Source organism: Chryseobacterium sp. RU37D, assembly GCF_900156075.1.
Taxonomy (GTDB): domain Bacteria; phylum Bacteroidota; class Bacteroidia; order Flavobacteriales; family Weeksellaceae; genus Chryseobacterium.
This window is the reverse complement of the sequence record NZ_FTMM01000029.1, coordinates 22,430-35,717: the sequence shown is the minus strand read 5'-3', so window position 1 is coordinate 35,717 and position 13,288 is coordinate 22,430. Positions and strand designations below refer to the sequence as shown.

Annotated in this window: 10 protein-coding genes; 6 read left to right on the top strand and 4 right to left on the bottom strand. The window is 36.2% G+C overall.

Translation table 11 applies throughout. The features are described from left to right. Nucleotides 1–84: 84 nt before the first annotated feature. The 5 genes from BW926_RS12495 (at nucleotide 85) to recO (ending at nucleotide 6,149) form a co-directional block, all read left to right on the top strand. Nucleotides 85–1,302, top strand: a complete 1,218-nt coding sequence (locus tag BW926_RS12495; protein WP_076447525.1) for an alpha/beta hydrolase — start codon at nucleotides 85–87, stop codon at nucleotides 1,300–1,302. Nucleotides 1,303–1,466: 164 nt separating this feature from the next. Next, complete coding sequence (locus BW926_RS12490; protein WP_076447523.1) at nucleotides 1,467–2,225, top strand: 5'-nucleotidase C-terminal domain-containing protein; 759 nt, start codon at nucleotides 1,467–1,469, stop codon at nucleotides 2,223–2,225. After that, nucleotides 2,225–3,175 (top strand): bifunctional metallophosphatase/5'-nucleotidase, encoded by a 951-nt coding sequence (locus tag BW926_RS12485; RefSeq protein WP_076447514.1) that lies wholly within the window; start codon nucleotides 2,225–2,227, stop codon nucleotides 3,173–3,175. The genes BW926_RS12490 and BW926_RS12485 overlap by 1 nt, the downstream gene beginning before the upstream one ends. Nucleotides 3,176–3,177: 2 nt before the next feature. After that, nucleotides 3,178–5,463 carry a type IX secretion system anionic LPS delivery protein PorZ gene (locus tag BW926_RS12480; RefSeq protein ID WP_143756548.1) on the top strand — a complete coding sequence of 762 codons (2,286 nt, stop codon included), beginning with the start codon at nucleotides 3,178–3,180 and terminating at the stop codon, nucleotides 5,461–5,463. Continuing rightward, nucleotides 5,463–6,149, top strand: coding sequence for a DNA repair protein RecO (gene recO, locus BW926_RS12475; RefSeq protein ID WP_076447513.1), 687 nt, complete (start codon nucleotides 5,463–5,465; stop codon nucleotides 6,147–6,149). Before BW926_RS12480 ends, recO begins: the two co-directional genes overlap by 1 nt. Before the next feature lie 180 nt (nucleotides 6,150–6,329). On the opposite strand, the gene BW926_RS12470 is transcribed toward recO, so the two are convergent. The 4 genes from BW926_RS12470 to BW926_RS12455 form a co-directional block, all read right to left on the bottom strand. Then, on the bottom strand, nucleotides 6,330–8,984 hold the full coding sequence (locus BW926_RS12470) for an MGH1-like glycoside hydrolase domain-containing protein (protein ID WP_076447511.1): 2,655 nt from the start codon (nucleotides 8,982–8,984) through the stop codon (nucleotides 6,330–6,332). Nucleotides 8,985–9,341: 357 nt separating this feature from the next. Then, nucleotides 9,342–10,151 (bottom strand): glucose 1-dehydrogenase, encoded by an 810-nt coding sequence (locus tag BW926_RS12465; RefSeq protein WP_076447510.1) that lies wholly within the window; start codon nucleotides 10,149–10,151, stop codon nucleotides 9,342–9,344. 171 nt (nucleotides 10,152–10,322) lie between these two features. After that, nucleotides 10,323–10,796, bottom strand: coding sequence for a GNAT family N-acetyltransferase (locus tag BW926_RS12460; protein WP_076447508.1), 474 nt, complete (start codon nucleotides 10,794–10,796; stop codon nucleotides 10,323–10,325). A 3-nt stretch (nucleotides 10,797–10,799) separates the two neighbouring features. After that, nucleotides 10,800–11,417: a DUF1684 domain-containing protein gene (locus tag BW926_RS12455; protein ID WP_076447531.1), complete on the bottom strand. Its 618-nt coding sequence runs from the start codon at nucleotides 11,415–11,417 to the stop codon at nucleotides 10,800–10,802. A gap of 228 nt (nucleotides 11,418–11,645) precedes the next feature. Here BW926_RS12455 and BW926_RS12450 point away from each other — a divergent pair, with 228 nt between their 5' ends. Continuing rightward, nucleotides 11,646–13,214, top strand: a complete 1,569-nt coding sequence (locus tag BW926_RS12450) for a GMC family oxidoreductase N-terminal domain-containing protein (RefSeq protein WP_076447507.1) — start codon at nucleotides 11,646–11,648, stop codon at nucleotides 13,212–13,214. The last annotated feature ends 74 nt before the right edge of the window (nucleotides 13,215–13,288 follow it).

The window sequence follows — 13,288 nt, the reverse complement described above, 5'->3', positions numbered from 1 at the left end:
CCCTGAATTATCAAACAATAGAAGAATTTAACAATCAAAACAAAATTTACAAAAATGTAGCTTAACTCTAACTGGAAATTTTATTTGCATATCCACGTTCTTTCATATTCTCAAAATGATAAGAATGGAAAAGAATTTATTAATCTTTCTTTAGTAAAAAAAGAGTACAATTCTGCTTACAGTTACTTTGACAAAGAGGTGCAAACTCAAATTACTTTACCTGTTCTACAACAAACTATTGAACTGATAGAAGAACAATTGGGGCAATTTAAAAAGATTATTGAAATTAATCATCAAAAGAGTACTTTTTTCTTTTATTCAGAATTTGAGAAAGCAAAATTAGACATACAAATTACCTTTAATAATGAAAATAAAATTGTAGGGTTTTATTTCATTCCCCATAAAGATTTTGAAAATAATAATTCTCTAAATATAAAAAGTGATAGTTTAGAGCTTAAAGGAACTTTTTTACAATCCATTGAAAACGATCAAAAAAAACTTGTAATTTTTGTTCATGGTTCGGGTCCACAGGACAGAAATGAAACAATTGGAGAGAATAAACCATTTAAAGATATTGCTGAATATCTTTATAATAATGGAATTTCATCTTATAGATATGATAAAAGGACGTATTCTTATCCTGAACTTTTTACTGATAAGTCAACGGTGGAGGAAGAAACAATTAATGACGTAGTAAATGTGACAAATTATTTCAAAAGCAATGAAAAATTTAAAGATTATCAAATAATTATTTTAGGACATAGTCTGGGTGCATATTTAATACCACAAATAGCTAAGAAAATTAAAATTTCAAAATATATTTTCCTCGCGGGAAATTCTAGACCATTGCAAGATTTAATTATCGAACAATTCGAATATATTAATAAAATTGAACCATCAAAAATCTCCGCTCAAGAAGTTAAAAATATTAAAAGACAAGTCGATTTTTTAAACTCAAATAAGTTTAATTTAAATACAAAAAAAACAGAGCTCCCATTGGGCTTATCCGCATATTACTGGAAATATTTATTAGATTACAAACCATTAGAAGATATAAAATCTATTCAGGTCCCAATGCTTTTCATGCAAGGTGGTAAAGATTATCAGGTAACTCAAATAGATTTTAATCTTTGGAAAAAAAAATTTAAAAATAATAAAAAAATTATTTTTAAATTTTACCCAACATTGAATCATCTTTTTATAGAAAATACTGAAAAAATTCCTTCTCCAAAAGATTATGAAAAAAAAGGAAATATTAATGAAAATGTTTTGAAAGATTTAAAAGATTTTATACTAAATTAATCTAATTTTGTTATGATAAATGTTTAGTTTAATATTTATTTAAAATAGTCCAATTTATCTTAATTTTAAATTAGATAAATTCTTTATTATGATTTAATATTTTTAAATCTTTTTTATATGCTTATTAATACATATAATTATATTTGCATATACTAAAAGATAATATGAAAAATAAATTCTTGTTAATAGGAATAACTCTGGCTGCCCTTTCCGCCTGTAAGACGGTTTCCCCGCTTCAGGTGGCGAATGTGGAGACCCGGAAAAATATTTCTATTAATAACGAGCTGAAAAATGATGAGGAGTTTCTAAAAGTTATTGAACCTTATAAACAAAAGCTGGATAAAGAGATGAATCAGAAAATCTCACATACCAATTCAGATCTTACAAAACAGGGGGACAATAGCAATTTGGGCAATCTTTTAGCAGACTATACATTCGATGGAGCTGATGAATGGGCGAAAAAAAACCTTCAGAAAAGTGTAGATGCCGCGCTGATCAACATCGGAGGAATCCGTACAACGATCGGGAAAGGTGATATTTTGCTGAAAAGCGTTTTTGAAGTAATGCCTTTCGAAAATGAAGTGATTATTATAAAAATGAAAGGAACAGATTTACAGGGGCTTTTCGATTATTATGCAAAAACCCAGGTGAATAATCCGGTTTCTCATTTATACATTGAAACCAAAAACAGGCAGCTCACCAAAACTTTAATCAACGGAAAAGAGGTAAATCCAAATCAGGATTATTACATCGCAACATCCGACTACCTGGCTTTGGGCGGTGACAATATGAAATTTTTTGCTAAAGGGGAATTCATTCCTACAGGAATTAAATTAAGAGACCTTTTTATCAGTTATTTTAAGAAAAATCCTGAAGTTGTTGCCAATACAGATGTTCGTTTAAATTTTATCGGTAAGAAGTAATGGATAGAAAAAGTTTTTTAAAGGCAATAGGTGGCGGAACTTTAGCAATGGCTTTAGCTCCTAATATGATGATGGCGGAAGAATTAAAAATTCTTGACTTAAAATCCGCAAACAAACTTACGATTCTCCATACCAACGACCAGCACAGCAGAATTGAACCTTTTGATGCAAGCTACACCAAAAATCCAAATCAGGGAGGGTTTGCGAGAAGAGCAAGCTTAATTCAGCAAATTAGAAATCAGGAATCTAATGTTTTGCTTCTTGATTCTGGTGATATTTTCCAAGGAACGCCTTATTTTAATTTCTTCGGAGGTGAGCTGGAATTTAAACTAATGTCTATGATGAAGTATGACGCTTCAACCATGGGAAATCATGATTTTGATAATGGTTTGGACGGTTTTTTAAAGGTTTTGCCTAACGCGCAGTTTCCTTTTATCTGCTCCAATTATGATTTTAAAAATACCATCCTTGACGGAAAGACTTCATCATACAAGATTTTCAATAAAAACGGAATCAAAGTTGGGCTTTTCGGAGTAGGAATTCAACTGGACGGACTGGTTGGTAAAAAGCAATATGGTGAAACTGTGTATACAGATCCGATTGAAGTTGCCCAGCATTATTCTAACTTCCTGAAAAATGAACAAAAATGTGATCTTGTAATCTGTCTTTCACATATCGGCTATGATTACAAGGACGAGCCCAATAAAGTAAGTGATAAAATATTAGCTACAAAAACAGAAAATATTGATCTGATTCTTGGAGGTCACACCCACACATTTTTAACTGAACCACAGACATTTACCAACAGGGAAGGAAAAAATATTCTGGTAAACCAGGTGGGATGGGCCGGGCTGCTTTTGGGCAGAATAGATTTCTTCTTTGATTCAAATAAAAACGTACAACATATTTCCTGGAATAATCAGGTAATTGATAGCAGTATAATAGCATAAGCATGAAAAAACTCTCTTTAATTTCCTTTGGTGTTTTAGCATCCCTACAGATTGTAAATGCGCAGAATATTTCTTCAAAAAAATGGGCAGATGTATTCTCATACAACAATGTCCTTGCCATGAAAGAAGATAACGGAAGAATAGTGGCAGCCACAGAAAACGGGGTATTCTATTATACAATTTCATCAGGTGAAATTACCAAGCTGTCTAAAGCAAACGGCTTGCATGAGGTAAAAATTTCAGCCTTTGACTATAACACTCAGACCAAAATAGGGCTGATCGGTTATCAAAACGGGTCAATGGATGTCATTACTCCGGACGGGGTTACATATATCGTAGATATCCCTATTGCTACAGGATACAATGGAAGCAAAAGGATTAATCACATTTCCATTACGGGAGATCTGGCTGTTATTTCTGTAGGATATGGTGTCTCTATTTTTGATTTAAAGAAAAAAGAATTTAAAGATTCTTCATTTTTCCTTTCAGCAGGTGTTTATGAGGCCAGCAACGAAGCAACAATCTTCGGAAATAAGGTATACTCCGTTACCAATACAGGCTTAAAAACCCATGAAATGAATACCACTTTCCCGGTTTTCTCAACATGGACTACCGAAATGGCAGGAACCTTCAAACATATAGATTCTGAATCTGTACTTACATTTTCCTCACCTACAACAGCTTATGTTTACAACGGAGGTACACCAGTACAGCTTTCCCAGACTTTCAGCAACACCCATGATGTGACGGTGAACAGCAACAGCATTGTGGTGACAGATGCAGGCAGAGTTTATGTATTTAATACCAACGGAAATTTCAACAACAGTGTTACTTTCGGGGAAGAATGTAATACGGCAATTACTGTAGGAAGCAGTGTTTATGGCGGAACAATATTATCCGGAATAAAAAATGAAGGCAACAATACCTTTAAGCCGGATGGACCTTATTTTAATTATGCTTATAAAATCAGTTTGTACGGAGATAATCAAATCCTTGTATCAAGCGGAGGAAGAGAAAACAGGTTTAATATCCCTATCAACAACCCAAAAAATCCAGGCTTTTACTATTTCAACGGGATGGAATGGATCTATCCAAGCTATTTCATAGGAAATACCACAAGATTTAATATTTTGGATGTAGTTTCAGACCCTGCAAATCCGGACGATATATTCTTTACGAATTATAACAACTCTGCCGGACATGGTGTTTATAAGATGAAATACAATGCAGGAAGCAAAGATTTTACTTTCACAAAAAACTACGATCTTGGAGCCGGCAGTGTTTATTTCAGACGTCCTGTAGGATTTACTTTGGATGATACAAATAATATGTTTGTCTCCATTGCATTTTCCGGAGAAGGAACTGCTGAAGGCACATTAACATCCATTGGCGCTTACGACAGGGCCACCGACAACTTTCTCATTAAACATACGACTGTAAACGGAGGTGCAGCTCAAAAAGCGTTGTATTACGAAGGCTTATTATGGCTTCCTCTTCCGAGGGTAAACAGCTTCATGGCTTATGATTACAAGAAAACCATCAACATATCAGATGATACGGAGTACATCCTTAACCAGTCTAATGGCTTTGCATCCAATTCCGGGGGGACAGTTTCTGTAGCTATCGACAAATCCGGTGACGCATGGATCGGAGGAGATATCGGTCTGAGAATTTTGCCTAATGCTGTTTCAGCTATTAAAACTCCGACAAGTGTTACCGTAGAGCCCATCGTTATTGAACAAAATGGCCTTGGTGAAGAGCTTTTCAGGGATTCGCAGATTTTGCAGATCGAAGTGGATGCGGGAGATCACAAATGGGTTTCCGTAGACGGTGGCGGTGTGTATTACCTTTCTGCGGACGGCCAACAGACCATTAAGCATTTTACAAAAGAAAACTCACCCCTTCCTACCAACAGTATCACAGATATTAAAGTAGACAGAAAAACAGGAAAAGTCTATTTTGTATCCTATGACGGAATTGTGACCTATCAGGGAGATGTTGCCGACGTCACTTCTGGTTTTGGGAATGTTCTTGTATATCCTAACCCAGTTGTTTATTCTAATTTTAAAGGAAAAGTTACGATCAAAGGTTTAGCAGAGGTTACCAATATCAGGATTGCCGATGCAGCCGGAAACGTGGTCCATTCTGCTGTTGCGAGAGGAGGATATTATGAATGGGATCTTAACAATCAAAGAGGAAGCAGAGTAGCTTCAGGAATATATTTTGTACTGATGACCAACGAAGACGGCTCTGATAAGGCTACTGCAAAGATAGCTGTGGTTAATTAATGAATTCACAAAACGGTTTTTTACTATCATACATAAAATATGGCGAAAATGATGCAGTTTTGCATTGTTTTACGGAAGAAGACGGGTTTCAGTCTTATTTTTTAAAAGGGATTTATACCAAAAGAAATAAGAAAAAAGCCCTGCTTCTGCCATTGAGCAAATTAAATTTTTCCCTGAATCCTTTAAAAGGAAACGGAATACAGACCATTTCAAAATTTGAGCTGGTAAAGAGCAATGATATTTATACCGATATAAAATCTAATTCGGTGGTTTTTTTTATTTCAGATTTTTTAAATCAAAATTTAAGGCACGAAAATAAGAATCAAAGTATTTTTTTTTGCCTGGAAGAATTTATTGATGAGCTTGAAAATCAGAATTATCAGTCTCACTTTATTTTTTTAATTAAAATTTTAAAAATCCAGGGTGTTGCACCATTAATCAATGATGGGAAATATCTTGACCCGGAAACCGGTGTTTTTACAGAAACCTTAACACATCAATTATTCAGTGAAGAAATTTCGACCATCTGGAAATCCATTCTTTACGCTGAAAATCCATATCAGTTAAAAATCCGCTCTTCCTTCCGAAAAGATTTTCTGGACAGCCTTTTGGTGTATTACCATTACCATATTACAGATTTTAGAACACCTACTTCACTGGAAGTCATTCAGCAGATATTTGAATAAGCAGTTTTAACGACTCACACTTTGACAAAGTTTAAAATCTTTGACAAAGTTAATTTCCAGTGATTCAGACCACCCCGTCTTTTTGCTTTGCAAGAATTCACCTCTTCAGGGAAGGGGAATTAAGTTCTTTAATACTAATTGTTACTTCACACTTTTAATCCCGTATCTTGCATCACTAAATCACTTCGCATCTTCCGGAAATTCCGTCTCTGATTTTGCAATTTCTTTTTTTGAAAATCTTGGCATAAGGATCTTTGCAATAAGGCCTGTCCAGCCCGTTTGGTGGGAGGCTCCTACTCCACGACCGGTGTCTCCGTGAAAATATTCGTAAAACAGAATATAGTCCTTAAAATCCGGATCTGACTGAAATCTCGGATATTGCCCATTGAAAGGTCGATTACCGTTTTCGTCTTTTAGAAATAACTTTGATAATCGTTTACTTAAGGCATCTGCGATCTGATCTAAATTTAAATAATTTCCGCTTCCTGAAGGATATTCTACTAAAAAATCAGGGCTGTAATAAAAAAAGAAACGCTGCAGGCTTTCAATAATTAAAAAATTTATAGGAAACCAAATCGGGCCACGCCAGTTGCTGTTTCCTCCAAAAAGTCCGCTATCGCTTTCTGCCGGTGTGTAGATTACTGTATAATCTGTTCCGTTTAAACTAATCGTAAAAGGATTTTTCTCATACTCCTTAGATAAGGCACGAACTCCAAATTCGCTCAAAAACTCATCCGGGTTCAACATTCTCCTAAGCAGTCTTTTCAGTCGATGGCCACGCAGAAGGGAAAGCAGATGCTTGGAATCCTGCCCCTTTACTTCCCAATGAGAAACCAACGCAGCCAGTTCCGGCTTATTTTCAAGAACCCATTCCATTCTTTGCTTGAAATTCGGAAGGTTTTCAATCATTTCATCATCAATAACTTCTACTGCAAACATGGGAATTAGCCCCACAATCGTTCTCAACCTCAAATACATATGGTCTCCATCACTTGAAGAAAGAGCGTCATAAAAAAATTCATCTTCTTCATCCCAGAGGCTAAAATTTTCATCTCCCATGTTATCGAGTGAGTTTGCTATATAAAGGAAATGCTCAAAGAATTTCATCGCCATTTCTTCGTATACATTATTATACAAAGCAAGCTCAAGGGCAATTCTCATCATATTAAGCGCAAACATGGCCATCCAGCTTGTCCCATCAGACTGCTCAAGATATTCCCCATTCGGAAGCACAGCATTCCGGTCAAAAACCCCTATATTGTCGAGTCCCAAAAATCCTCCTTCAAAAATATTATTTCCATTGCTGTCTTTTTTGTTGACCCACCATGTGAAATTCATCAGCAGCTTTTGAAAAGCACTTTCAAGGAATTCCAGATCGGGTTTATCCTTCAGATATTCATCAATTTTAAAAACCCTGAAAACTGCCCATGCGTGAACCGGAGGGTTTACATCACTGAAATTCCATTCATATGCGGGCAGTTGGCCGTTCGGATGCATGTACCACTCAAAGAGGAAAAGCTTAAGCTGATGCTTTGCAAAATCGGGGTCTATCAGAGAAAAACTTATGGTATGAAAAGCAAGATCCCAGGTCGCATACCAAGGATATTCCCACTTATCCGGCATGGAAATGATGTGCTCATTGTTAAGATGCTTCCATTCAAAATTTCGGATCTTTTCGCGGGATTTTGGGGGTGAAATTTCTGCAGGATCACCTTTTAGCCATTTTTCTACATTGTAATGATAAAACATTTTGTTCCATAGCATTCCTGCAAAAGCCTGTCTTTGGACTAATTTTCCATCTTCTGTCTCTATTCCTTGCTGAATTTCTGCATAAAATTCCTCTGCTTCCTTTTTTCTTGCTTCAAATATTTCATTAAAGTCTTTAAATGGTTGTTTTATGTTTTGATCTGAAAGTCGAAATTCAAATATTTTTGTTTCTTTCGGCTTAAAATTTTCTTCGATGAAAAATGCCGCTTTTGTCCCGAAATCTTTTGGATTGACAGATTGAGAATTTCCATTAATGACAAAATCATTGATTCCGTCTTTGGTATATTTTGATTTATTCGGGCTCTGGTACAAGCGTTGATTATTTGTTTCATTATCACAGAAAAGTACTTTTACAGCCTGTTTTGTGTAGATATTTTTTATTTCTACATCTTTATGATGAACCTGTATGGAGGTAGATTCTTCGGAATTCATTGCAGGTTTGTAATCCTCGTATCCCCAGCTCCATGTATTCCTGAACCATGCAGTCGGGAGAATGACTAAGGGCACCGGATTTTCGGATTTGTTGACCACCGTAATTTTCACTAAAATATCACATGGGCTTTCTTTTGCATATTCAATGAAAATATCGAAATATTCGTTCTGGTCAAAAATTCCGGTGTCGATGAGCTCATATTCTGTTTCATTTTTGTTCCTTCTTGCATTTGTCATCAAAAGATCTTCGTAAGGAAAGGCATTTTGAGGATATTTGTACAGCATTTTCATGTATGAATGCGTGGGTGTAGAATCGAGATAATAAAAATATTCTTTTACATCTTCCCCGTGATTTCCCTGCCCATTGGTAAGGCCAAAGAAACGTTCTTTCACCATCTTATCTTTCTTGTTCCAGAGTCCTACGGAAAAAACCAGCTTCTGCATATCATCAGAAATTCCGCAGATGCCTTCCTCTCCCCAGCGGTAGGCTTTTGCTTCGGCGGTATCATGGGTGGTATAGTTCCAGGCATCCCCGTCTTCGCTGTAGTCTTCTCGTACAAGGCCCCATTCGCGGTTGCTTACATATGGTCCCCATTTTTTCCAGGTGAGGTCGGATAATCTTTCTTTTTCTTTCATGTCTTTTTATAAATGATAATTGATAGGCTATCAGTCATTAAAATGCTTAATTTGTTTTATAAAACTTAATAGTTCTTATTTTATTTTCGGTTTCGTTTTGTCATTCCGTAGGAATCCAGGTACGACCTTTCCATCAATTATTTTAATACTATGCTTAAATTCCTACCGGAATGACAAACTGTATGAATATTTCTTTATGAATGATAAGTTTTCAACTAAATTTTATCGCCGCTGTTTTTACTTTGACTGAGATGCGCCCCGGATTGAACGGCCTGTCTAAGCTCTTTTTGTAAGCCCTGAGAAATGCAATGGCACAAAAAAGCGAGTAGTGAAAGCCGGAAATGTGCGCCTAAATAATTATCCTCCCGTCGAAAAACTTTCAAAAGTGGTCATTCCACCATCTATGAAAATACTGGCTCCGGTAATGTAATCTGAAAGGTCGCTCGCGAGAAAAACAGCAAGATTTCCGATGTCTTCCGGCTGGCCGATTCTATTGTATGGAATTAATGTTAAAAGTGAGTTTAATGCTTCCGGGGTATTCCATGCATTGGTATTGATCGGGGTTTGAATGGCTCCCGGGCAAATAGAATTGATACGGATTTTATCTGCTCCGTATTCCTGAGCAAGTGACTGCATCAGCATCCTAATGGCCCCTTTGCTTGCCGCATAATTGGCGTGCCCCGCCCAAGGAATCACCTCATGAACCGAACTGATATGGATGATTTTCCCGCAAGCTACAGACCGGGAAGTATCGATCCCGCGGCGGATAAATTCCTTGATAGCTTCTCTGGCGCAGAGAAACTGCCCTGTAAGGTTGACTCCTATAACGGCATTCCATTGATCGATAGTCATTTCCGTAAATTTTGCATCTTTCTGGATTCCGGCATTATTGATGAGGATATCAACGGTTCCCAGCGTGGAAATGACGTCCTGAAACATTTTTACCACCTGATCTTCTTTTGAAACATCGCATTGGTAAGTGATTCCTTTTCCGCCTGCATCTTTGATCTCTTTTAAAACAGCTTTTGCTTCATCCAGAGATCTTTCAGAGGAATGATTAACTACAACCGTTGCGCCTGCCGATGCCAGTGATTTTGCAATACCTGAACCAATGCCGCTCGAGGCTCCTGTGACTACAGCAACCTGGTTTTGAAGTGATATTTCCATGTTTTATTATTTGATATTACTCAAATTTAGGTGAAAGTTTTGCGCCAAACATAGAAAATCTGATTAAAAATTTATTAAAGTTGGTAATTTAAGTTTTGGCTAAAGCCTTTTTAAATTTCAATATTTTTGTAAACGGGCTAAAGCCCGTTCCTATTGAATACCATCCGGTGCTTACAGTTTTTTATACATCAAATATTGCGGTCCACTTCGGCCAATCCTGGTTTTTCCGTGGTAACGATAGCCTACTTTTAAGTATAATTCGTAAGCAGAAATATTGTTTTGGTTTACGGCAAGAACAATCTCATCACAATCTTTAAAACTTTTCCTTACAAAATCATCTATCTGAAGCATGGCTGCCTTTCCAATTCCTTTTCCCTGCCATTGCGGATTGATGGAAAGAGACCGCAGCAATGTAGAATTGTGGTTATCCGTAAGGTCCAGCTTGTCTTCCCCGAAATCTAGCGTAAAGAAACCTGCAGGATTTTTATTATAAAAGATAGTAACAGGAAATTCCTGGCCGGTGTTTCTTTCTGTCATTCTCTTCAGTGCAAATTCGGCTGTAGAAGTATATTGAAGCTGAATTTCATCCAAAGTATAATTTACTGCAGAAAAGTCTTTTTCTGTGAAAAATTCTAAGCTAACCATAGATTAATGATGATAAATATCTTCATATATTACCCCTGCACGAATCTCAATCGGGAGTTTGTTCTCTTCCGGTACAATCGGGCAATTATAGTCATAAGCGTTATAGGCGCAGTAAGGCTGGTATGATTTATTGAAATCCAAAATAATTGTATTTCCTTTTGGGATAGTAAGATCCATATATTTTCCGCCTCCGTAGGTTTCTTTGCCATTAGTCGCATCCCGGAAAGGCAGGAAAAGATAATCTTTATATTTTTCCTGCTTGATCAGATCAAGGCTTTGATATAATGTCAGCCTATATGATTTTCCGTCAATCTCAAAAGCTACTTTACCATATTCTCTGTAAGATTTTGTATTTCCTGAAGATGTCGGAAGATCAAAAGGTACTGCATTTTCTGTTTTGATCAGCTTTGCCATCAGCCTGTATTTTGAATTGATCGGGAAAAAAGGATGTTTTTTAAAATATTTGAAATTTGCCCCGCGTAACGGCGTTTCTTTAGGGTTAAGGTATTCCGCATTCAGCTTTTTCTGAAACCTTTTTATTTCCAGATTTTCTTTAGAGTTCTTATTCTGAGAAAATATGAATAAAGGTGAAAGTAAGAAAATAAGGATATATTTTTTCATGATTTTAAAATAATTTTTAAAGCTATGAATTTTTAAATTGAATTGTATTAAAAAAACAGTTATAAAAAATTGATTTGAAAAATATATTTCTGCATTATCCCTGTAAGAAAGTAAATTTTTATACAAAAACTTCTTATTTAATACGTGAACATATAAAAAATCATAATTTTTATTTAAATACCATTAAAGCCTTTATTTTCAGCATGTTTTTTGAATAAAATGCTTCATATGAATAGAAAAGACTTTTTAAAATCCGGCATTCTGGCTATTGGAGGCTTTTATTTTTTGCAATCCGGTCTGCTGCAGGCTGTACAGCCAAAACCTTCTGTAAAAGATGTGGAAGCTCCCATTATCATTATAGGTTCCGGATATGGAGGTGCTGTTACGGCATTACGGCTCTGCCAGAAAGGAAAAAAAGTATTGATGCTGGAAATGGGTATGAACTGGGGAAAATCCGGATTGCCATACTCCAGCCTATTAAAACCTGAGAAAAGTGCAGCTTGGCTTCGGAAAAAAACTATTGCTCCTTTTTTTAATATTTTTTCAATAAAGCCATTCACCGGAGTTTTAGACCGTCTTGATTTTGAACATATTAATATCTGGCTCGGCCGCGGCGTTGGAGGCGGATCCCTTGTTAACGGCGGAATGGCGGTTACCCCGAAAGAAAGCTATTTCAGGGAAGTTTTCCCGAATCTTGATGCCGACAAATTTTACAATATTTATTTTCCAAGGGCAAGACAGGAACTGAAAGTAAATGTAATAAGAGAAGAATTTTTGAAGGATTGTCCTTATTATAAGTTCACCAGAGTAGGTGAAGAGGAGGCTCACAAGGCCGGCTTCAAAACAATGAGGGTTCCTAATGTGTATGACTTCAGTTATATGGAAAGGGAGTATAAGCATGAAGTTCCGCGCTCTGCTTTGAACAATGAGGTTATCTACGGAAATAATCATGGGAAATACAGCCTTGACAAAACGTATCTGCAAAAAGCACTGGAAACCGGAAATCTGGAAATCTTTGATCTTCATGCCGTTGATACTATTAAGCTTAACAGTGATGCAACTTACACCTTACAAGTCCGTGAAATTGATACTTTGGGAAAAACCGTTTCAGATAAAGCTTTTCATTGCAAAAAATTAATTCTGGCGGCTGGAACTATGGGAACTTTACAGCTTTTATTACGATCAAATGCTGAAAATAATTTTCCGATTCATGAAAATGTTGGGAAAAACTGGGGAAACAACGGAAATTTCATGACCGGCAGAAATTGGGTAAATCCTTTGCATGGCGGGACAGGAGTAGAGCAATCCACAATTCCTGTAGGCGGCGTTGACAACTGGGATGATCCCGAACATCCTTTCTTCACCGAAATTGCCCCACTACCAATGGGAATGGACGTTGCAACAGCTTTATACCTGCAGATCAATAAAGTGAATAAAAAAGGATTGGTTTCTTATAAGAATGGTAAATTAGATCTGGACTGGAATGAAACTCATACTCAAAAAATGAAAGAAAACGCAGATTTTTTCGTCAAAAAGATGAATAAAGCGAATGGCGGCACGAGGGCCCATTTACTTTTTAAAGATGGTTTCGGCGCGAATATCTGCTATCATCCTTTGGGCGGATGTGTATTGGGGGAAGCTACTAATGGGTTTGGAAAACTGAAAAACCATGACAATCTGTATGTATTGGATGGTTCATTAATTCCCGGAACGATTGGAGTAAATCCGTTTGTAACCATTACTGCAATTGCGGAATATTGTATTGAAAATTTAATTAAAATGAATGAATTTGCCTGACTATTTTTTGAAAGTAAATTTTGAATTAATACTAAACTTTGTCAAAGATTTTCAACTTTGACAAAGTATGTGAA

What these genes read in the sequence shown, in the direction of transcription:
- BW926_RS12490 (WP_076447523.1), top strand. Translation starts at nt 1,467, where the DNA reads ATGAAAAATAAATTCTTGTTAATAGGAATAACTCTGGCTGCCCTTTCC.
- BW926_RS12455 (WP_076447531.1), bottom strand. Translation starts at nt 11,417, where the DNA reads ATGAAAAAATATATCCTTATTTTCTTACTTTCACCTTTATTCATATTT.
- BW926_RS12465 (WP_076447510.1), bottom strand. Translation starts at nt 10,151, where the DNA reads ATGGAAATATCACTTCAAAACCAGGTTGCTGTAGTCACAGGAGCCTCG.
- BW926_RS12470 (WP_076447511.1), bottom strand. Translation starts at nt 8,984, where the DNA reads ATGAAAGAAAAAGAAAGATTATCCGACCTCACCTGGAAAAAATGGGGA.
- BW926_RS12485 (WP_076447514.1), top strand. Translation starts at nt 2,225, where the DNA reads ATGGATAGAAAAAGTTTTTTAAAGGCAATAGGTGGCGGAACTTTAGCA.
- BW926_RS12480 (WP_143756548.1), top strand. Translation starts at nt 3,178, where the DNA reads ATGAAAAAACTCTCTTTAATTTCCTTTGGTGTTTTAGCATCCCTACAG.
- BW926_RS12460 (WP_076447508.1), bottom strand. Translation starts at nt 10,796, where the DNA reads ATGGTTAGCTTAGAATTTTTCACAGAAAAAGACTTTTCTGCAGTAAAT.
- recO (WP_076447513.1), top strand. Translation starts at nt 5,463, where the DNA reads ATGAATTCACAAAACGGTTTTTTACTATCATACATAAAATATGGCGAA.
- BW926_RS12450 (WP_076447507.1), top strand. Translation starts at nt 11,646, where the DNA reads ATGAATAGAAAAGACTTTTTAAAATCCGGCATTCTGGCTATTGGAGGC.